The sequence below is a fragment of the Bacillus sp. FSL R5-0560 genome (assembly GCF_037966305.1).
Classification (GTDB): Bacteria; Bacillota; Bacilli; order Bacillales; family Bacillaceae; genus Bacillus; species Bacillus mojavensis.
Genome location: NZ_CP150195.1, coordinates 35,001 through 55,193, shown reverse-complemented (window position 1 = coordinate 55,193; position 20,193 = coordinate 35,001). Strand labels below are relative to the sequence as shown.

Sequence of the window (20,193 nt, the reverse complement as noted above, 5' to 3'; positions counted from 1 at the left end):
CAAACCCAGAATCACTTTTCTTATTATTTTACTAACGCAATCACTTCGATTTCGACTAATGCGTCCTTTGGAAGTCTCGCAACTTCAACGCAAGATCTAGCCGGTTTGTGCGTGTCAAAATATTGCCCGTACACTTCGTTCACTTCCGCAAACTGTTCCATGTCCGCGATAAATACAGTTGCCTTTACGACTGTTTCAAAAGAAGCACCTGCTTCTTCCAACACCGCTTTTAAGTTGCTGAACACTTGATGCGTCTGCTCCTTAATATCACCGTTCACCATTTCACCTGAAGGCGTCAAAGGAATTTGGCCTGAGCTGTAAAACATATTATTGACGATGATCCCTTGTGAGTAAGGTCCGATTGCCGCTGGGGCATGTTTTGTGTGGACTGCTTTTGTCATGATTCTGTCTCTCCATTCTTCAAAAGATTGTCTTTAAAAAAACGCAGAAAATTGCCATTCTGGATTTCAATGGACTTATCTTTCATGTTGATCGTTGAAAGAGTTAGAAGTGACATATATTCATCAACAAGACGTTCATTTACTCCTTCGGCTTCGACCAAGACGCCGATCCCCGCTACATTCGCATTAAACTCATCCAACAGGCTAATCATACCATTAATTGTGCCGCCTGCTTTCATAAAGTCATCAATAATGAGTACGTTTGAACCCGTCTTCATGCTTCTTTTTGCAAGTGACATCGTTTGAATGCGATTTGAGGAGCCTGACACGTAATTAATGCTGACCGTGGAGCCCTCAGTTACCTTGTTATCCTTGCGCACAATGACGACAGGCACATTCAGATAACTCGCAGCTGCATACGCGAGAGGGATGCCTTTCGTGGCAACTGTCATGACAACGTCAATTTCGCGGTCCGCAAATACAGAAGCAAACAGCTTTCCAACCTTGGAGAGTACAGATGGCTTTCCTAGGATATCCGTTAGATACACATAACCGCCCGGAAGGATACGCTCAGGATTTGCCAAAGACTGTCCAAGTGTCTGAACGAATTCTTCAGCTTCAGCCTGCTTCATTTTCGGAATATATTTGACACCTCCGGCAGCACCGGGAACAGTAAGCAAAGTACCGATCCCTTGCTGCTCAAAGGTTTGCTTTATAATTGTTAAATCTTCACTGATCGATGATTTTGCAGATTCATACCGCTCAGAAAAAAAGGTTAACGGTATTAACTCGTGCGGATGGGTTAACAAATAATTTGTTAAGTCCACCAATCTGCCGCTGCGACGAAACTTCATGAACTTACCCCCAAAATCCGAATATTTTAAGATCAATATAACTTAACATACGGATTTAATCAAGAGCGTTCTGTTCGCCGATCATTCTCACCGCATATACCTGATCGCAGAAGCCTCTTAACCCGTTATAAATCCTCTGTACCTTAGACTCATATTGAACCAGTCCAAACACAGTCGGACCGCTTCCGCTCATTAACACGGCATCTGCGCCAAAGCGTTTCATCTGGTTTTTGATCATCGCGACTTCTGGATGCATATCAAGCGTTACAGACTCAAGCACATTCCCCAAACGGCTGCACATGTTTTGAAAGCTCTTTTCCTCAATCGCGTCAATCATACCGTTTACATCCGGGTGTTCCACCTCATCAAGCTTTAGCTGTCTGTAGACCTCGGCCGTAGAAACTCCAATTGTTGGCTTCGCCAAAATGACCCAGCAATGCGGAGGCGGGCTGATGTGTTTGATCTTTTCACCGCGTCCAGTGGCAAGCGCAGTTCCGCCATAGACGCAAAACGAGACGTCTGAGCCAATTTCCGCTCCCAGCTCTGCCAGCGTTTCTGCAGAAAGATTTAAATTCCACAGTCTGTTCAGTCCTCTGAGCGTTGCGGCCGCATCACTGCTTCCGCCGGCAAGGCCGGCAGCCACGGGAATCACCTTCGTGATCATGATGGAAACTCCCTTTTTCACGTTGTATCTGTCTTTGACGAGCTTGGCAGCCTGATAAGCTAAGTTTCTCTGATCATCGGGCACAAAGCGGTTGTGGGATGAAACCCTTACTACATCTTCTGCCAGCTCCGTCAATTCAATCCGATCCGCTAAATCAATTGTCGTCATAATCATTTCGACTTCATGATAACCATCCGGGCGTTTTCGGGTAACGTCAAGTGACAGATTGATCTTGGCTGGCGCTTTTTCTAAAATACGCATAGCTTTCACCTACTTCTCCATCTAAACATAAGTATGAACATTGTATCACATTTGAAGTGCGGGATGAACATATCCATATTGGAGCTATTATGTATTTACAACCAAAATCAAAAACCGGGGAACCATACGTCCCCCGGGTCACATTCCTTATCGGTTATTCTGATTCTGAGCCATCTGCTGTTCGGCGATTTCAATTGCCCGTTTTACCATGTTACCGGCATCGCGGGCACGAATGCCTCCCCAACCTTCATTTTTTACAGTGTCGTAAAAACCAAGGTCCTTAGCCAGCTCATATTTAAACTCATCTGACATAACTCCACGACGTCTGCCCAAACGAAACAACCCCTTTTTTAGAGATGATAACGATTCGTGCACGTCACGATAAAATGTGACCGTTTTTATCTTTTGTTTAATGACAGTGAAAGTATCGAGAGAATTAATGGAAATCAAAAAAAGACAAAACAAAAAGCAGTAAACAAAAAGTTCACTGCCCGTTAAAATGCTACTGAGCTTGCTGCGTCATCATTAAATGTCAGTTCAACAGTCTCAGTCAAAATATCAGCATAACTGTATGAAACTCTTTCAAACGAGTTCTCGTCTTGATCTAGTTGTATCACAAAAACAGCAGGGTACGTCTCAGCTAAAATGCCCGAACGCTCAATCGTTTTTCGGCGGCCACCGTTTGCTTTTAACGTCAGCCTTCTACCTAAATTCCCATCAAGCGACCTTTTAATATCGGACAACGTCTTCGCCATTGCATCCACCTCACTACATTTATTGTACAACACGAGCCTATTTTTGTCAAATAAAATTTAAATTATATCAACGTTAATAAGACGTTGTCAACAAAATTATTTTGACAAAATTCTATGATTCCTTAAATATTTTCCGCAAGTTTCGGTAAATTATGTATCATTATGTAAAATAAAAACCCCGAATAAATCATCTATCCGGGGCTAATTGGACTTATAAGGCATTCCGACCCTCAATACTCCTCTTGTTTCAATGCCTCCAAGTCCTTTCTCTCTTGTCAGTGTATTCCGGAGCACTTCCCATACGTTGACTCTTTCCATAAAAGGCGTAAAGCTGATTTTCGCCACGATATATACAGGATCAAGAGCATGAATGTTTACTCTTGAAGGAGAACTCGCGAAATTAGCTCCCGCTCTTATAAGTGATTCAAAATGGGATTGGCAAGCCCCCGCAAAAATAACAAGCTGATCTAAGTGAGGGATTTTTTTTCGGGCTTTCTGAACTGTTTCGACAAAGTGTTTCGAATGTCTGTATGCGCTCAAATCATCAATGCCGCCCTTTTGCTTGGAGTATGCATCATGGCCGGTAATCACCAGGATGTCAGGTCGATATTTGTCGAGCAATTCTTCTATAGAAGCAGACATTTTCTTTTCGTGACAATGAATGCCGTAAACCGGCACACCGATCTTTTTATAGACACTCAGGCATTTTTTCAAGTACGCCTCATCACCGTCCATATGAAGCACCTTGCCCGGCATATGAAAATAATGCTCCTGATGCTGGTACTGGCTTGTTGCATAGTACTCCTGTTTCTCTCTCAGCAGCTTATAATCCTGACGGAGCAGCTCAAGTGATTCATTCATTCTGCTCTCATCTTTCTTTTTTCGCATCAGCTGCTCATCTTTTTGCACAGCCACCAAATCAGAAAAATCCGCATCAGCAATCAGCCTGACTTCGTCACCATGCAAAATGGCGATTGAATTCCCTGTACTTGTTTGTTCTATCGCTAATATGCGAAACAAAACATCCATTTGATAGGATTTTCTGGCTACCATATCCCCTATTTTAAATTGCACGTTCCTCACTCCACACATAGACTAAGCCTCATCATGAAAGAAAGAGCCTTGAGAAAAGCGCCTTTTTTCGCTGAGTGCAAGTTTTTCTTATCATTGAATTTAAGGTCCTTCTCTAGCCTATGTAGCGGCAGTCCATGTGGTGCGAAAACAAAAAGCCCTTTTAGAAAAGGGCTTTGTACAATCCGTTAGACAGCGCAGCGAATTCCTCAATAGACAAGGATTCACCTCGGCGCTTGCCGTCAATATTCGTTTCTTCCAGCACTTGCTCAATCATTGGTTTTTTTGCTTTACCATCAGGCAGATTGTTCACTAAGTTATTAAGCAACGTTTTGCGGCGCTGAGCAAAGCTCGCCTTAATTAACTGAAAGAAAAAGGCTTCGTTTTCTACATCCACTGCCGGGCCGTCGCGACGAATCAGCCGAATGACTGCTGAATCTACATTAGGCTGAGGAACAAATACCGTTTTCGGAACGATCATCACCGTTTTGGCTTCTGTATAAAATTGCACAGCAATAGAAAGTGAACCGTACTCCTTAGATGAAGGATCAGCAGCCATACGTTCAGCTACTTCCTTTTGCAGCATAACGACAATCCCTTTCAGCGGGAGGTTTTCTTCAAGCAACTTCATGATAATCGGCGTTGTCACATAATAAGGAAGGTTGGCTACAACCATTACCTCATCACAGTCTTTAAATTGCTCTTCAATGACCGATTTCACGTCTGCCTTAAGTACGTCTTGATGAATGACAGTGACATTGTCATAGGGGGAGAGCGTGTCTTTAAGGATCGGCAATAAACGCTGATCAATTTCAAATGCCACGACCTTTTTCGCCCGCTTGGCAAGCTGTTCAGTCAAAGCCCCGATTCCCGGGCCGATTTCAATGACACCGGTTTTCTCCGTCACTTCGGCATGGTCGACAATTCTGTCTAAAATGTTCGTATCAATTAAGAAATTCTGTCCCAAACTCTTTTTAAAAGAAAAACCGTATTTTTTTAGTATCTCTTTCGTTCTTATCGGTGTCGCAATATCTTTATTCATCCTGTTCCTCCCGCATGAGGGTATCGAGCGCACTCATAAAATCACTTTTTTTAATTTGAAACATTTGCAGCCGTTTTTGAAGCTGTTTGCCATTTGTATATCCGATTTTCAGCAGATCACCAAGACGTTCACGGCGGCGTTTTGCTTCAGATCCGCCAATCAGCCCGGCGTGAATTAGGTCTTCAGCAGAAATTTCACTCGGCTGAGCTTCCATTTCTTCATGCACGTTTTCTAAACATGCCCGGATGCTTTCAATTGATGCGTGTTCTACGCCAATTCCCCGTTTGTTTTTAGGTTTCGCAAGGTGCTTTGGCAAAAATGCATGCTTACAGCCGGGTACAGCTTCGGAAATGGTTTTGCGTATTTTTTCTCCCGGGAAATCCGGGTCCGTTAAGATGATAACGCCTCTGGTTTCCTGAGCCAAACGGATTTGTTCAATCACATGATCACCGATGGCTGAACCATTTGTTTCAATTGTGTCTGCATCAACAGCCAATTTGATGCGGGCCGTATCGTCACGCCCCTCGACCACAATGATCTCTTTAATTTTCATTATTTCCTCCAAGACAAAATAAAAACTTTTGTATATTGATGAAACTTTTTCATATGTCGAGCGTCTAATAAGCAGAAAATACACTTCGTCTATTATAACGAAAAAAACAGAGGGCGCAAAACCCTCTGTATAGATAAGTATATATTAATTCAAGATTTTAATTTTGACTGTTTTATTTCCCCATCGGTAAGCCGATGATTTCTCAGGGAAAAAGACGTCTATTTTATTCCCTTTAATCGCTGAGCCCGTATCAGCAGCAACGGCGTATCCATATCCTTCAACGTGGACTTTTGAGCCTAGCGGAATGACATTTGGATCTACTGCGATGACTTTTGCATTAGGATTATTTTTCAGATTAACGCCTGTAGCCGTATGTCCTGAACATCCGCTGCAGCTTGCCGTATAAGCTGTAGATGATACTGTCATGACTTTACCTGTTGATTCATTGCTCCGAGAGACAACTGGTTTTGAATCACCGGAAGCACTGACCTTTTCAATCTTCGGACTGCTTTGCTTTGTGCCGATCGCAACCACTTTATCTTTGCTTTGCTCGGCTGTTTCTTCTTTTACAAGCTCTCTGGAAACTTCTTCGCCGTTTTCCTTTACGACTTCATAATGTTTTTTGAGCTTGCCTTCTTTTCCTTTTTGGACGACCTTTTCTTGCCCTTTTTCAAGAGAAGCATCTTCTTGTTTTTTCACATCAAACGCTATTTTCTCTTCAACTACATCGGTGACCTTTTCGATACGAGTTATTGTAATATCAGCCTTTCCTTTCGTTAGCTTTTCGTCTAACGCAGGCTTGATTTTATCTTCGTCTTTTATGTTCATCTTTTGCTGTTTTAAAAAGTCAGCGACCGTAGTCGAAGTCGTCCAGATCTTCTTTTCTTTCCCTGCATCATTCACAGTGACTTGGAACGCAGGTTCTATGTTAATTTTCATGTCTTTCGAAACTTCTGTATCTATTGCGGGATCAATCTGATCGTGTTCTTTTACATCAACATCTTGTTCGTCCAGTAATGCACCGACCGTTTTTGCTGTTGACCATAATGTCTTTTCTTTCCCGTTTAAAGTAAGCTTCACAGGTTTTGCAGCCTCATACACAACATTCATATCTGCTGTTATCTGTGTCTGTTTAGCAGGCGTGATCTTGTCTTCATCTCTTGTCTTTATATCAAGTGCTTCTAAAAGATCACCGACTGTTTTTGCATGTGTGCGTATATTTTTCTTTTTGCCGTTGATAGAAACTGAGACTGATTGTTTCGTCAGCTCATGAGCTGCGTACGCAGTCCCGCCTCCCGCCAGCAGCAAACAAGCAGCAACCAGAATGACTTTGCTTTTGCTAAGCTTTACGGAAAACAGCTTTTTCATTTTTTGTGTGATGAAAAACGCCTCCTTCTCCTCGGAGAGATTATATAGAGTATCTAAAAGGCTGTCAACCCTCCCTTCTCCTTCCCCTAAAAGCTCAGTGTCTTCTTCATTATCCTGAAACACACCGAGAAACGGAAGAAAGACTTGTCGACAAACCTATCCTATGAGGAGAAGAAAGCATGTAGAACATTTATGGAAAAACACCGGAACGGACAAGCTCTTACAAAACCCGCTAGCGTTTTTTGTCAGTTTATACGGAAAAGTCTTTTTGCATTTTCAGTCGTAATTGATGCAATTTCTTCAAAGGTTGTTCCTCTTAATTCAGCAATCTGTTCTGCCACATATTTCACATAGCTTGGCTCATTTCTTTTCCCTCGAAAAGGAGTTGGGGTAAGAAACGGACAGTCAGTTTCAATCAGCAGCCTATCATTCGGAATTTCCTTTACAACTTCCTTTGGTTTCTTCGCATTTTTGAAGGTGACAGGACCGCCAAATGACAAATAAAAATTCATCTTCATACATTCTCTTGCCACTTCAATACTGCCCGTAAAACAATGCATGATGCCGCCGACTTCGTCTGCGCCTTCCTCTTTCAAAATGGTAACGACATCCTCTGTTGCATCACGGTTGTGGATAATAATAGGGAGATTGACCTCTTTTGCGAGGGCAATTTGTTTTCTAAATACTTCTTTTTGAACTTCTTTAGGAGATTTATCCCAATGATAATCCAGACCCATTTCACCTATCGCTACCACTTTTTCATGAGCAGAAAGCTCTTTAATCCAAGCCAAATCTTCCTCTGTCATGTCAATGGCGTCAACTGGGTGCCAGCCGATGGCAGCATATATAAAATCATATTCCTCAATCATTTCCATCGCCCGGGTAATGGTCGGCCGGTCAAAACCGACGACTACAATCCGGTCCACTTTTTCAGCTTTCGCCCGCTCAATAACCTCTTCTAGATCTGTATTGTATTGTTCTGCATTTAAATGCGCATGTGTGTCAAATAACATAAATGAAAAACTCCTTTCTTGTCGAAACACAAAAGGTGTTCGACGAATTGTTACACGTGAAACACCTTTTGTTTATCATTATTTAATTCTTGTGCCCTTCGGTAAGGACTGATCGATGGATACGACTTTTAATACGCCGTCTGCTTCTCCTGCAAGGATCATTCCTTGAGAGAGCTCTCCTCTCAGCTTAACCGGTTTTAGATTTGTTACACATACGAGTTTTGTTCCAATAAGCTGTTCAGGTTTATAATGTTTTGCAATACCGGAAACGACTTGGCGTTTCTCAAAGCCAAGGTCAAGCTGGAGTTTCAGTAAACGATCTGCTTTTTTCACCGGCTCTGCTTCTATAACCTCTGCCACACGAAGTTCTACATTCATGAACTGATCAATCGTAATTTCAGGTAAACGGTCGACCTCTTGCGGCTCTTCTTCTTTTTTCTCTTCTTTAGCTGGAGCTGAGCCCTGCATTTTTCCTTTAATGTACGCAATTTCTTCTTCTGCTTCTAAACGCGGGAATAAAGGTTCGCCTTTTTGTACTTTTGTGTCTTTAAGCTGACCGAAAGCTGTAATGCTGTCCCAGGCTTTTAAAGCATCATCCGTGATGCCCAGCTGCTCAAACATTTTTACCGGTGTTTTTGTCAGGAACGGCTGAAGCAGTACGGCTGAAATACGCAATGATTCAGCAAGGTGATACATAACCGACTGCAGTTCATTTTCTTTTTCTGGATCTTTGGCAAGAACCCATGGAGCCGTTTCGTCAATGTATTTATTAGTTCGGCTGATCAACTGCCATAATGTTGAAAGAGCGACCGAGAATTCCATCTTTTCCATTGCTTTTTCATAGGATTTCACTGTTTCCTCAGCCACGGAAGAAAGCGTCTGGTCAAATTCCGTTACGGCACCTTTATAAGAACCGATTTGCCCGTCAAAGTATTTATTGATCATGGCAACAGTACGATTCAAAAGGTTACCTAAATCATTCGCTAAGTCATAGTTAATTCGTTCAACAAAACCTTCCGGCGTGAAAACACCGTCAGATCCAAATGGCACTTCGCGAAGCAGGTAATAACGAAGCTCGTCTAAACCGTAGCGTTCGATGAGCGTGACTGGATCAACAACATTCCCTTTGGATTTCGACATTTTTCCATCTTTCATCAAAAGCCAGCCATGCGCAAATACTTGCTTCGGCAACGGAAGGTCCAGAGCCATTAGCATGATCGGCCAATAAATGGTATGGAACCGTACAATTTCCTTACCAACTAAATGAACATCAGCTGGCCAATATTTTTGATAAAGCTCATCATTTTCTGTATCATAACCGAGTGCTGTTAAATAGTTGAATAGTGCGTCGATCCAAACATATACAACATGTTTTGGATTTTCCGGCACCTTCACACCCCAGTCAAATGTGGTGCGTGAAACAGCTAAATCCTCAAGGCCGGGTTTGATGAAGTTGTTAATCATCTCGTTTTTACGTGACTCCGGCTGAATGAAGGTTGGATTTTCTTCATAGAATTTCAAAAGACGGTCAGCATATTTCCCCATACGGAAGAAATAGGATTCCTCTTTGATCAATTCGACAGGGTGGCCGCTGTCAGGGCTTTTCCCGCCAATAACCTCACCCTTTTCATTTCGTTCAATATCTACAAGCTGAGTTTCCGTGTAGTATGTTTCATCAGGAATACTGTACCAGCCCTCGTATTCATCAAGATAGATGTCCCCGTTTTCAAGAAGTTTTTGGAACACCTTTTCTATGACAACTTTATGCCGTTTTTCAGTTGTGCGGATAAAGTCATCGTTTGAGATTTCAAGCTGTTTCCACAGTTTCTGAATATCTGCCGCTGCGCGATCCACATACTCTTGAGGCGTAATGTTTTCCTGTTCAGCTTTTTGTTGGATCTTCTGCCCATGCTCATCCGTTCCCGTTAAATAGCGCACATCAAAGCCTTTTAATCGTTTGTAGCGAGCCATTGCGTCACCAGCGACTGTTGTATACGCATGGCCGATATGTAATTTTCCGCTCGGATAATAAATCGGTGTTGTAATGTAAAATGTATTGTTTTCTTGCGGCATCTTGAAACCTCCCAATCAGAATGTCAAAAAGCTCCCGCCCAAAGGACGAGAGCGGCGAAAAGTGCAAAACATATATGATTACCTATTTTTATATTTATCCTTTATCTATGATACCATCTTAGCCTTTAAGATCAAGGATATATACGTATGCCCCTAAAAAGAATAATTAAAATTAAAAACCTTTAATAAAAATAAAAAAAGTCTGTTCATGTCGAATTTTGTCGTATATAATCATACGGTATAAAAAACCTTGGTTCGAAAGTCTTGATTTAAAAGGATTTTTCATAGGATAATAGCTTTATTAGAAAATTATAAAATGCTGTTAATCCGGTAGTTTCAAAGCCATTACTGACTATAAGAACTAAATCTTACAATCAATAGTAAACAAAAGGATTGACGATTATTGGAAACCTTGTTATGCTATGAAGGTAAGGATTTTGTCGAATAATGACGAAGAAAAATATAACTTAAACAATAATTATCTCTTGGGAGGAGAATGTTTATGAAATCTACTGGTATTGTACGTAAAGTTGATGAATTAGGACGTGTAGTGATTCCTATCGAATTGCGTCGTACTCTTGGAATCGCAGAAAAAGATGCTCTTGAAATTTATGTTGATGATGAAAAAATCATCCTTAAAAAATATAAACCAAACATGACTTGCCAAGTAACTGGTGAAGTTTCTGACGATAACCTTAAACTTGCCGGCGGCAAATTGGTACTAAGCAAAGAAGGCGCTGAGCAAATCATCAGCGAAATCCAAAACCAGCTTCAAAACCTTAAATAATCATTTTTTACACAAAAAACGTTCTTGTTATGACACAAGAACGTTTTTTTTATTGCTGAATATGGTATGCATCATACATTTCACGTTTTGGGACGTTACGATCTACGGCCGCTTTTTTAATGGCTTCTTTTGAGGTTGCTCCCTTTGAGATATAATGCTCGACATGTTCTTTTGCAGAGAGGTTCTCCCACCAATGTGTTTCTTCATCTTGTTCCTCAGAGTTATTGCCCTCGACCACAAGACAAAACTCTCCGCGGATCTGATCCTCATTTGCCCAGTCTATCACTTCTGATATCGTTCCTCTTATAAACTCTTCATATTTCTTAGTAAGTTCACGCGTCACCGCAATGTCCCGGTCTCCTAATATCTCTAACATCACAGACAAGGTTTCCTTCAATCGGTGAGGTGCTTCATAAAAAATAATCGTTTCTTGTCGTTTTTTGAGGACATCGAGTTCTTTTTTCTTTTCTTTTTTCTGCCTGTTGAGAAATCCGTAGAAAAAGAAAGGCTGCGGTACAATTCCTGAAGCAATAAGCGCTGTTAATGCGGCATTGGCCCCCGGCAGAGGAACAACATAACCGCCCATTTCTGTAAAGTCCTTGACGATTTCCGCTCCCGGATCAGAAATTGTCGGCAGCCCGGCGTCACTGACCAGCGCTATGTTCTTCCCGGACTTCAGCCATTCAATGATTTTATGGCCGCTGCTTTCTTTATTGTGTTCGTGATAACTGACAAGCGGGGTTTCAATTTCATATACATGGCAAAGCTTTTTTGTTTGCCTCGTATCCTCTGCAGCAATCGCATCCACTGATTTCAGTGTTTCGATCGCTCGAAACGTCATATCCTCTAAATTTCCGATAGGTGTCGGAACCAAATAAAGAATCCCCATATCCGACTTACCATTAAAGCTCATCTGGCGCCTTAACATATACAGCCTCCTTGCTGTTCCGTTTTTCTTCTATATAAAGCTCTTTTTTTCTGCGGGTCAGTTTTTTAAAGTAATATTCCGCCTGCATGGCTTCCCGCTTCGTTGCAAATGCCTCAGCAAAAATTAAATCAACCGGGCGTCTCGCTTTTGTATACTTTGCGCCCTTTCCATCGTTGTGAGTTTTCAGCCGTTTCTGCAGATCGTTGGTATACCCTGCATACCAGCTGTTGTCTTTGCACTGTACAACATAAAAGAAATGGTTATTTATCTCCATATAAAATGGTCCTGATTTCTTTTGTGTATTCGTTTTGTTCGTTATACACGAACAGCGGAGGAAGTATTTTCAAATCTGGCCGCCCGCCTTTTATGCCTTCAACCAAAATAGTATTGGCTTCCTTCCCTTGTTTCGGATAGACAAACTGAACACGCTTCGGCTCAATTTGATAAGCCTTCATCAATTCAAAAATTTCGAGAAGCCGGCCCGGCCGGTGAACGAGCGCTGCCTTTCCGCCTTGCTTTAGCAATTTACTGCTGACAGAAATGACATCTTCCAATGTACAGTGAATTTCATGTCTTGCGATACGGAGATGTTCATTCAGATTTTGTTCGGCCTGTTTCGGTGTTTTAAAATAAGGCGGGTTGCAGGTAACAACATCATATCTATTATGCCCCAGCTTTTCAGGCATGTTTTTCAGATCATCATGTATGATTTGAATTTGATCCTGCAGCTCATTATACGCCACACTGCGGACAGCCATATCATGGAGTCTTTCCTGAATTTCAACTCCGAGAATTTCGGCTTTTGACCTTGTACTCAGCAGCAGCGGCACAATGCCGTTGCCAGTGCACAAATCAACAATTTTTCCTTTTTGAATCGGAACATAAGCAAATTTGGAGAGAAGCACAGCGTCCAATGAAAAAGCAAACACCGTTGGACTTTGTATGATCTTCATGTCCTCTGCCAGCAAATAGTCTAATCTTTCATCGTCATGTAATGAAACCATTTTCTTATCCTTTCCAGCACCTTTGAAAAAGGCTTCCGTCTGATGCGGAAGCCTTTTTCCTTATTTTTTATTTAAGAATGACAGACAGAAGAGACAATCTTCTTTTCTGACGCTTCCATAGTGGACGTTACAGATATGGAACCCTTCCTGATACAGACGTGCCAGATTATCATATCCTTCCCCTATATCAGCTTGCTCTGTCTTCTGTGTTTTTGATTCTTTTTTATCAGCTTTAAACTTTTCAATCTGTTGCGTCGTATCGTCCAGCCGTTTACGCAAATGCTTATTTTCAAGCTGTAGATGATGATTTTCTTCAATCATCTCACCGATATGCTGCTTTAAATCCCCCAGCTGCCGGTAAAGCGAGCCGATTTGTTCTTCTAAGTTAATGACGGTATCAAATAACTCTTTTTTATCCAAGGTTCCACACCTCGTTAATCTGTGGTTTGTGCGGATACGACGCCCTCTTCCAAGAGCTCTTCCCAAGTATATTCTATCACTTTTTCACGGTTCATCAGTTCCACCTGAAGCACCCGTTCCAGAATATTCAGCCCGACGACTTTCGCAGGCCCGTTTGCTGTCGTAATCATTTCCCCTATATCCGGAAGCTGTTCCTTTGCAGTCTCATACTCATCGTTTTCGTATTTCAGACAGCACATCAGACGTCCGCAAAGACCAGAAATCTTTGTTGGATTTAAAGATAAGTTCTGATCCTTCGCCATCTTAATAGACACAGGTTCAAAATCCCCGAGGAATGTTGAACAGCAAAGCATTCTGCCGCAAGGGCCAATTCCTCCGAGCATTTTTGCCTCATCTCTCACTCCAATCTGGCGAAGCTCAATCCTTGTTTTGAAGATGGAGGCTAAATCCTTTACAAGTTCTCTAAAGTCTACTCGGCCGTCAGCAGTGAAGTAAAAAATCACTTTATTGCGGTCGAACGTAAACTCCACATCGACCAGCTTCATATCCAAGCCGTGATCTATTACTTTCTTTTGACATATTTCAAATGCTGATAAAGCTTCTTGTTTATTTTCTTCTACAATGAGAAGATCGCGCTCGTCAGCCACGCGTATCACTTTACGGAGCGGAAGCACAACATCATGCTCATCCACCTGTTTATTCGCGACAACTACCTGGCCGTACTCAACGCCTCTGACAGTTTCTACAATGACGCAACTGTCTTGTTCTATATGAAATCCATTCGGATCGAAATAATATATTTTACCCGCTTTCTTAAAGCGGACGCCAATTACATTGTACAAGCTTATCCCTCCTGCAACATTAACACCAAGTGCTCCATTAGTCCCTGCACATTCACATTGGAATGAAGCCGTTTCTTTGCTTCTAAAACAGCAAGTATCTGGTTCGTGACGCTTTGTTGTGTTGATTGTAGCGCATGCTGTTTTATTGATTGGAATAAGTCTTGATAAATCAATTTATCTTCATTTCCTATTTGGATGGACAACACATCGCGGTATATCAATAAGAGCATATCAAGACCCATTTCTTGATGGGTTTTTTCTTTGAAAAAGGGCATCCATTGATCTTGAATAAAGAAAAAGGCATGTCCTTTCCGCTGGTGTAAGACTTCATACAATTTTATCACTTTCGCTCTAGACTCTGCAAACTCATCATTTCGACTTAATTCGACTGCTTCTGCTACATTGTTGGTCATGTTCGCCAGAAGCCTCGCCATATAAGGCGAGACGTCCTGTTCTATCAGTCGGTCTTCAATTGCTTTGGGCTGCAAAGGCTGAAAAGGAAGGGTTTGGCATCTTGAAATGATGGTATCCAATAACCTTTGAGGCTGCTCAGTGATAAGGATGGCCATTGTGTCTCTGTTCGGTTCCTCTAAAAACTTCAGCAGGCTGTTTGCCGCATTAGCCGTCATTTGATCTGCATGTGATATGATATACAGCTTTTTATGCGATTCAAGCCCTGTTTTTGAAAACTCTTCTTGCAGCGCTTGAATTTGCGCCTTTTTAATCGATAATCCATCAGGCTGGACCAGATGGAGATCAGGGTGGTTCCCCGACTCAATCCGCTTACAATTTCTGCAGTTCTCACAAGGCTCTGCTCCGGCTTCCAGACAAAAAAAGCTTTTCGCAAGAAGCATTGCGGCCTCCAGCTTGCCTGTGCCTTTTTTGCCCTCAAATAAATAAGCGTGTGATAATCTGTCCTTCTCAATACTATTATATAAAAGCTTCATTACTCTGGGCTGAAGCTCGGTCATTTCCTTCCAGGATATTGCCATTGTATCACTCTCTATGTGTAAAGGTTAATCAATAAACCTTTTATTTCGCCAATACGCTCCAGCAAATCAATTGCCGGTTTTTCCAGATCCATCATCTCTTCTGTAAGCTTTATCAATTTCTCGTCTATTTCTTTCACAAGTCCCAGTGTTCTGCTGTTTCCGTAAAGATCAAAGCTTTTCGACGTTTCATGTGAAAGGCCGCTGTCAACAGCTTCTTTGACAAAACGTTTCACAAGCCCTTTAAATCTTGCCAAGTCTTTAAAATTCCGTGATTTCGTCAGTCTTTTCCCAAATGCTTCTATGTCTGTTAACAGCCTGGTCAGCTGATCAAACTTTAATTTGCTGCTTTGGTTCTCCATTGATGTTTTAAAAGATGCTGAAATCTCAGCTGTTTTCATAGAAGGAAGCTGCTTATTATCTATAAATGTGCGTATATCTTTATTGATTTTCACAGTTTCAAATCCTTAAAATTGATGAAATTCATCGACTGGAAGGACAAATACTGTCGCTCCGCCAACTTCAACTTCGACTGGATAAGGGACATATGAATCAGCATTTCCGCCCATTGGAGATACAGGAGCAATCATCTGATCACGTTTCTGTCCGTTTTCTTTAATGAGACTCAATGCTTTATCGACGCGTATATCCTCGACACCAATCATAAACGTTGTATTGCCTGATTTAAGAAATCCTCCTGTCGTCGCAAGCTTTGTGACTCTAAAGTTGTGATCTGTTAAAGTTTTCAAAAGTCGGTTGCTGTCCTGATCTTGTACAACTGCCACTATTAATTTCATCTGTAAAGGCCTCCTTTAGATTGGAAACAACAATGATCTCGTTTACATTATTATATCAACTAATGAGAAACAGGTCACAATTGAATTTTTTTCAACGCTTCATTGATAACCTTTTGAACGTCCTGAACAACGAGGTCTTTCGATTGAGCGGCATCAACCGAATGGAATCTTTCTGGAAAACGCTTCATCAGCTCCCGATAACCTTCCTGAACTTTTGTATGAAAGCTCAACTTTTCCAGATCGAGCCGATTTTTCTCCCGAGAGCCGTTCGCATCAATACGCTTCAGGCCCTCTTCCGGATCAATTGAAAAATATATTGTGACATGAGGCATCATATCCCCAATGGCGAATTGGTTAATTGAAAGAACCTCATCAATCCCAAGGCCTCTTGCATATCCTTGGTATGCGAGTGAACTGTCAATGAATCTGTCACAAAGTACAATATTCCCCTGCTCTAAAGCAGGTTTTACTTTTTCAACTAAATGCTGACGTCTTGCAGCTGCATATAAGAGAGCTTCTGTTTTCGGATCCATTAACGTGTTGTTCTCGTTTAGAATAACTTCTCGAATTTGTTCTGCGATATCTATGCCGCCTGGTTCCCGTGTTGCTGTAACCTGAAGGCCCTCTGCTGTCAGTATCTTTTTCATTTCCTGTAATACTGTTGTTTTTCCCGCGCCTTCAGGACCTTCAAATGTAATAAATAAACCGCTCATGATTTCTCCTCTTCTATATAAACAAGTAATTGCTTCTCATTGATTTTCATATTCCCTTGAACATGCGTTTTCATGCTGATCAAGCGGCTGAGCTTTTGCACGCTTTCTCTTGTGATTCTTTCGCCTGCCATAATCATCGGAATTCCCGGCGGATAAGGTGTAACATCCTCTGCATTCAGCCGGCCCGCCGCTTCATTGAAATTCACATATTCTTTCTGTAACGTGTTTAAAACCTTTCTTTGATAAGGCAAGACAGTAATAGGTTGTGCTACCCATTCTGCTGAAACATTTATCTGATCAGATGGAGTCTTTTCGATCTCATGATCAATGTTCTTAATTGTTTCCGCATCGATTCTCCGTTTTCCTCCCAAAGGGAGAACAAGCAAAACCTGATTTTCATCGGCAAGCTCTGTGAATATGTTGACACGCTCTAACATTTTTTGCAGTGTAAAACCTGAATGGCCGCATTTGGAACGAATGGTGAGCTTCAGCGGATCAGTGGAAAGCCGTTGATTGGCCGGTTCAACCGTTTCAGCATATGTAAGTGAATCAAACGTTTGTTTAATCGATTGAATATGCTGCAGAACGTCAGAAAGCTTATGTTCCTCTATCATATGCTGCACATAAGCGCGAGCAAGATCCAATGAAGCCATTATCGGATAAGACGGGCTGCTGCTTTGTAAACGATTCAAGTAATCCGCTACCCTGTTTCGTTCAATCCTGTTGCTATTGAGGTGCAAATAAGACCCCATCGTCATGGCAGGCAGCGTTTTGTGCGCCGACTGGACAACAATATCTGCTCCCATTTGCAACGCTGAAGCCGGAAAAGGCTCCCCTAAAACAAAGTGCGCGCCATGCGCTTCATCCACCAGCACAGGAATCTCGTATTGATGGGCCTCTGAAATGATTTCAGTCAAATCCGCGCTATGTCCATAATAAGTCGGATTGGTCAGCACCAGTCCCTTCGCATCTGGATATGCCTTTAGAGCTTCTTTTATCTTATCAAGCGGAACATGCGTAGGCACATGCATGAATTCATCAATGTCAGGTGCGAGATAAACCGGCTCAGCTCCAGCCAAATCTACAGCATGAAAGACAGATTTATGGCAGTTTCTTTGGATCAGGATCGTATCTCCAGGATCACAAACTGATAAAATCATCGCTAAGTTGCCGACAGTCGTGCCATTTACAAGAAAAAAACTTTCTGCCGCTCCATACAATTGGCTGACAAGATCTTGGGCTTCCTTAATTACTCCTGAAGGATGATGCAAATCATCAAGCCCCGATAGCTCAGTCAGATCAATTGTAAGAAGCGGGTTGTATATGGTCTTAGCCTCATCAAAAAAGACATCTCCATTGTGATGTCCCGGAACGTGAAATGAATGAGAATTCCTTCTCGCATGTTGAATCAGTGCATGATATAAAGGTGTGTTCATTAAAACAATCCTTTTGAATGTGTATTCTTACTCTTTATTATATCGTTCCTATGACAGAACTTAAAGCTAAGTCTTACTGGTAAACTACCTTTCCTTTATCGCAAGCAGCTTTTGCTTCAAATCGCCTTCCATCATCATGAGCTCTTCTTCAGCCTGGCGGCGTTTGATCCGCCCTTCTTCTTGAATCGTCAGCGTTTCTTCAAGCGTACTGATTAAGCTTTCCTGTACCTTCTTTAAGGTATCAATATCAACAAGCCCTCGTTCATTTGCTTTCACTGTTTCAATTGTATTGGTTTTTAAAAGCTCCGCGTTTTTTAGCAAAAGTTCATTGGTTGTATCGGATACTTTTTGCTGTGCATCCACAGCGTTTCGCTGCCGTAAAAGTGTCAATGCAATTGCTACTTGGTTCTTCCAGAGCGGGATTGCGGTTACAATGGATGACTGGATTTTTTCAGCTAATGCCTGATTGGTATTTTGAATTAATCTGATTTGCGGAGCGCTTTGTATAGTAATTTGCCTGCTCAATAGCAAGTCGTGCACCCTTTTATCCAATCGGTCAGCAAACTGGATCAAATCGTTTACTTCTTGAACGGCCATTTGATTATGATCGCTTGATTCGGCCTGTCGTTTCAGTTCAGGAATTGTTTTTGTTCTTAATTCATCCAGCTTCAATTCACCAGCAGCAATATAAACATTCAGTGCAGAAAAATATTCTTTATTTTTATCATATAACTGCTCTAACAGCTTATTATCACTGAGTAATGCATTTTTTGAATGTTCAAGTTTTAAACTGATTCTGTCTATCTGCACGCTGGTCTTTTGATACTTTGACAGAACCTCCTGAAGAGAATGAGACACTTTCCCAAACATGCGTGCCAAGAAACCTTTTTTCTTAGTCTGCAGTTCATCTGGGTTTACTTGCTCCAGCTTTTTCATCAGTTCACCAAGGATTTCACCGATTTCGCCGACGTCCTTCTTTTGAACATGATCAATCATCGTATGAGAAAAATTCAGCAGCTTAGACTGGGCTTGTGAGCCGTACAAGACAATACTGTTCATATTGTTATGATCGATCTGTTTAGACAACTGGTATGCTTTTTCTTTGTTTTCTTCAGGCAGAACATCGACAAGACGCACTGGCTGCTTCTCTGATTCAACAGCCTCCCCCTTTGGTATTTTGATATCTCCAAAAGGGTCTGCCAACACTCCGTCTATTTGAAGGTCACTTCGATCTTTATTCACCGTCCTTGCTCCCTTCCACTATTTTTTCAAAGAATGCTTTGCTGCATCTAATTCAAATTGCAGTTCACCAATTTCGTCGCCCATTAATTGAGTTAAATCTTCTTCTAAACGCTTCGTCAATTCAGCAAGTGTGATACGTGCTTCACTCAAAGACATCGAAAGTTCTTTGTTTTTTTTCGGATGAGAAGAAAGAAAAGCATATTTCTCCGTCAGTTCCACAACAGAATCTAGAGTCTGATAAAAGAAACGCTCAGCCCGATAAAACCGTTTTGGCTCTTTTTTGGTTAACATATAGATCCTTCTCACAAGTCTAAGCATTTCTGCATTTTGCTTAAACATCTGGATATTTTTCGCTTGAAATAAGGCTTTTCTTAGACGGATTATCTTTTGTCTTGCTTCCTCAAGATTTTTCTTAATGTACGCATATTCTCTTCCCGTCAGTTCATGTCTTTTAAGAAATAACCGCCTAGAATTCCACAAACCCACTGTGTATACGAGAGTTGCTGATGAGACGCCATATACAAAAGATAAAAAAAGTGTTTGGTTAAAACCAAAAAAACTCAATAACCCTATGAAAACAAAAGTCGCACTGCTTGTGAAACTCCATATCAAAAATTGAAGAATTCTATGCATCAACATCATCGACTCCTGTGAGTATTTCATATTTAACATTATTATCTACTACGTTCAGTCCCTAAACAAGTTTCATGTTCTTTTATCGTATCCATTGCTTGATATAAAGTGAAAAATGGTACAAAAAAAGACCTTCTCAGGTCTAAGAGTATAATGGCGGTGTATGAATGCTCTTTAGTTTCTTGACATAAAAGGCATAGTCAGGATCGGAAGTTGCTGTAGAAATTACTTTTCTCTCACAATCTAAGCATATGAATTTTGTATAAAGATGAATCCCTCTGCTTTTCTCTTGTTCGCATATTATACATGTTTGATGGTGTTTAACCGTTTCGTCCATCGTCCCCACC

25 protein-coding genes are annotated in these 20,193 nt (G+C 41.5%); 1 reads left to right on the top strand and 24 read right to left on the bottom strand.

Translation table 11 applies throughout. The features are described 5' to 3' along the window. Positions 1–23 precede the first annotated feature (23 nt). The 11 genes from ridA to metG form a co-directional block, all read right to left on the bottom strand. Complete coding sequence (gene ridA / locus NST56_RS00300; protein WP_003226738.1) at positions 24–401, bottom strand: 2-iminobutanoate/2-iminopropanoate deaminase; 378 nt, start codon at positions 399–401, stop codon at positions 24–26. Further along, positions 398–1,255: a pur operon repressor gene (gene purR, locus NST56_RS00295; RefSeq protein ID WP_168746753.1), complete on the bottom strand. Its 858-nt coding sequence runs from the start codon at positions 1,253–1,255 to the stop codon at positions 398–400. Before purR ends, ridA begins: the two co-directional genes overlap by 4 nt. A gap of 55 nt (positions 1,256–1,310) precedes the next feature. Next, positions 1,311–2,180, bottom strand: coding sequence for a 4-(cytidine 5'-diphospho)-2-C-methyl-D-erythritol kinase (gene ispE, locus NST56_RS00290; protein WP_268445226.1), 870 nt, complete (start codon positions 2,178–2,180; stop codon positions 1,311–1,313). Positions 2,181–2,327: 147 nt separating this feature from the next. After that, the gene (locus NST56_RS00285) at positions 2,328–2,513 is read right to left on the bottom strand and encodes a small, acid-soluble spore protein, alpha/beta type (protein ID WP_010332697.1); all 186 of its coding nucleotides are present in this window, start codon (positions 2,511–2,513) and stop codon (positions 2,328–2,330) included. Between the two features lie 161 nt (positions 2,514–2,674). Further along, entirely contained in the window at positions 2,675–2,935 is a 261-nt protein-coding gene (locus NST56_RS00280; RefSeq protein ID WP_010332696.1) for a Veg family protein, read from the bottom strand. Between the two features lie 201 nt (positions 2,936–3,136). Beyond that, positions 3,137–4,009, bottom strand: coding sequence for a sporulation-specific protease PrtG (gene prtG, locus NST56_RS00275; RefSeq protein ID WP_010332695.1), 873 nt, complete (start codon positions 4,007–4,009; stop codon positions 3,137–3,139). A gap of 160 nt (positions 4,010–4,169) precedes the next feature. Further along, positions 4,170–5,048 carry a 16S rRNA (adenine(1518)-N(6)/adenine(1519)-N(6))-dimethyltransferase RsmA gene (rsmA, locus tag NST56_RS00270; RefSeq protein WP_229150218.1) on the bottom strand — a complete coding sequence of 293 codons (879 nt, stop codon included), beginning with the start codon at positions 5,046–5,048 and terminating at the stop codon, positions 4,170–4,172. Then, positions 5,041–5,601: a ribonuclease M5 gene (rnmV, locus tag NST56_RS00265; protein WP_339179247.1), complete on the bottom strand. Its 561-nt coding sequence runs from the start codon at positions 5,599–5,601 to the stop codon at positions 5,041–5,043. The genes rsmA and rnmV overlap by 8 nt, the downstream gene beginning before the upstream one ends. Positions 5,602–5,745: 144 nt before the next feature. Continuing rightward, positions 5,746–6,969 carry a G5 and 3D domain-containing protein gene (locus NST56_RS00260; protein ID WP_229150235.1) on the bottom strand — a complete coding sequence of 408 codons (1,224 nt, stop codon included), beginning with the start codon at positions 6,967–6,969 and terminating at the stop codon, positions 5,746–5,748. Positions 6,970–7,214: 245 nt separating this feature from the next. After that, on the bottom strand, positions 7,215–7,982 hold the full coding sequence (locus NST56_RS00255) for a TatD family hydrolase (RefSeq protein ID WP_010332691.1): 768 nt from the start codon (positions 7,980–7,982) through the stop codon (positions 7,215–7,217). A gap of 78 nt (positions 7,983–8,060) precedes the next feature. Continuing rightward, entirely contained in the window at positions 8,061–10,055 is a 1,995-nt protein-coding gene (metG, locus tag NST56_RS00250) for a methionine--tRNA ligase (protein WP_326197401.1), read from the bottom strand. 496 nt (positions 10,056–10,551) lie between these two features. Here metG and abrB point away from each other — a divergent pair, with 496 nt between their 5' ends. Beyond that, the gene (abrB, locus tag NST56_RS00245) at positions 10,552–10,842 is read left to right on the top strand and encodes a transition state genes transcriptional regulator AbrB (protein WP_003226760.1); all 291 of its coding nucleotides are present in this window, start codon (positions 10,552–10,554) and stop codon (positions 10,840–10,842) included. A gap of 49 nt (positions 10,843–10,891) precedes the next feature. Here the strand turns inward: abrB and rsmI are convergent, their stop codons facing one another. The 13 genes from rsmI to NST56_RS00180 all read right to left on the bottom strand — a co-directional run bounded on the left by rsmI (position 10,892) and on the right by NST56_RS00180 (position 20,183). Next, a complete protein-coding gene (gene rsmI / locus NST56_RS00240; RefSeq protein ID WP_026014644.1) occupies positions 10,892–11,770 on the bottom strand; it encodes a 16S rRNA (cytidine(1402)-2'-O)-methyltransferase in 879 nt (292 codons plus the stop codon). Beyond that, on the bottom strand, positions 11,745–12,044 hold the full coding sequence (locus NST56_RS00235; protein ID WP_339179241.1) for a GIY-YIG nuclease family protein: 300 nt from the start codon (positions 12,042–12,044) through the stop codon (positions 11,745–11,747). Before NST56_RS00235 ends, rsmI begins: the two co-directional genes overlap by 26 nt. After that, on the bottom strand, positions 12,031–12,774 hold the full coding sequence (locus NST56_RS00230; RefSeq protein ID WP_010332688.1) for a tRNA1(Val) (adenine(37)-N6)-methyltransferase: 744 nt from the start codon (positions 12,772–12,774) through the stop codon (positions 12,031–12,033). The genes NST56_RS00235 and NST56_RS00230 overlap by 14 nt, the downstream gene beginning before the upstream one ends. Before the next feature lie 60 nt (positions 12,775–12,834). Continuing rightward, positions 12,835–13,194: a replication initiation-control protein YabA gene (gene yabA, locus NST56_RS00225; RefSeq protein ID WP_010332687.1), complete on the bottom strand. Its 360-nt coding sequence runs from the start codon at positions 13,192–13,194 to the stop codon at positions 12,835–12,837. Positions 13,195–13,208: 14 nt separating this feature from the next. Beyond that, positions 13,209–14,036 carry a competence/sporulation regulator complex protein RicT gene (ricT, locus tag NST56_RS00220; RefSeq protein WP_010332686.1) on the bottom strand — a complete coding sequence of 276 codons (828 nt, stop codon included), beginning with the start codon at positions 14,034–14,036 and terminating at the stop codon, positions 13,209–13,211. A gap of 2 nt (positions 14,037–14,038) precedes the next feature. Further along, on the bottom strand, positions 14,039–15,028 hold the full coding sequence (gene holB, locus NST56_RS00215; RefSeq protein WP_010332685.1) for a DNA polymerase III subunit delta': 990 nt from the start codon (positions 15,026–15,028) through the stop codon (positions 14,039–14,041). An 11-nt stretch (positions 15,029–15,039) separates the two neighbouring features. Continuing rightward, on the bottom strand, positions 15,040–15,480 hold the full coding sequence (locus NST56_RS00210) for a YaaR family protein (protein ID WP_010332684.1): 441 nt from the start codon (positions 15,478–15,480) through the stop codon (positions 15,040–15,042). A gap of 12 nt (positions 15,481–15,492) precedes the next feature. Continuing rightward, positions 15,493–15,822 carry a cyclic di-AMP receptor DarA gene (gene darA / locus NST56_RS00205; protein ID WP_003218295.1) on the bottom strand — a complete coding sequence of 110 codons (330 nt, stop codon included), beginning with the start codon at positions 15,820–15,822 and terminating at the stop codon, positions 15,493–15,495. A 74-nt stretch (positions 15,823–15,896) separates the two neighbouring features. Next, positions 15,897–16,535: a dTMP kinase gene (gene tmk, locus NST56_RS00200; protein ID WP_010332683.1), complete on the bottom strand. Its 639-nt coding sequence runs from the start codon at positions 16,533–16,535 to the stop codon at positions 15,897–15,899. Next, positions 16,532–17,971, bottom strand: coding sequence for an aminotransferase class I/II-fold pyridoxal phosphate-dependent enzyme (locus tag NST56_RS00195; protein ID WP_339179233.1), 1,440 nt, complete (start codon positions 17,969–17,971; stop codon positions 16,532–16,534). Before NST56_RS00195 ends, tmk begins: the two co-directional genes overlap by 4 nt. Positions 17,972–18,055: 84 nt before the next feature. Then, positions 18,056–19,213 carry a toxic anion resistance protein gene (locus NST56_RS00190; protein ID WP_339179230.1) on the bottom strand — a complete coding sequence of 386 codons (1,158 nt, stop codon included), beginning with the start codon at positions 19,211–19,213 and terminating at the stop codon, positions 18,056–18,058. A gap of 18 nt (positions 19,214–19,231) precedes the next feature. After that, positions 19,232–19,846 (bottom strand): 5-bromo-4-chloroindolyl phosphate hydrolysis family protein, encoded by a 615-nt coding sequence (locus NST56_RS00185; RefSeq protein WP_268445223.1) that lies wholly within the window; start codon positions 19,844–19,846, stop codon positions 19,232–19,234. Positions 19,847–19,988: 142 nt separating this feature from the next. After that, entirely contained in the window at positions 19,989–20,183 is a 195-nt protein-coding gene (locus tag NST56_RS00180; RefSeq protein ID WP_024123601.1) for a sigma factor G inhibitor Gin, read from the bottom strand. Positions 20,184–20,193 lie beyond the last annotated feature (10 nt).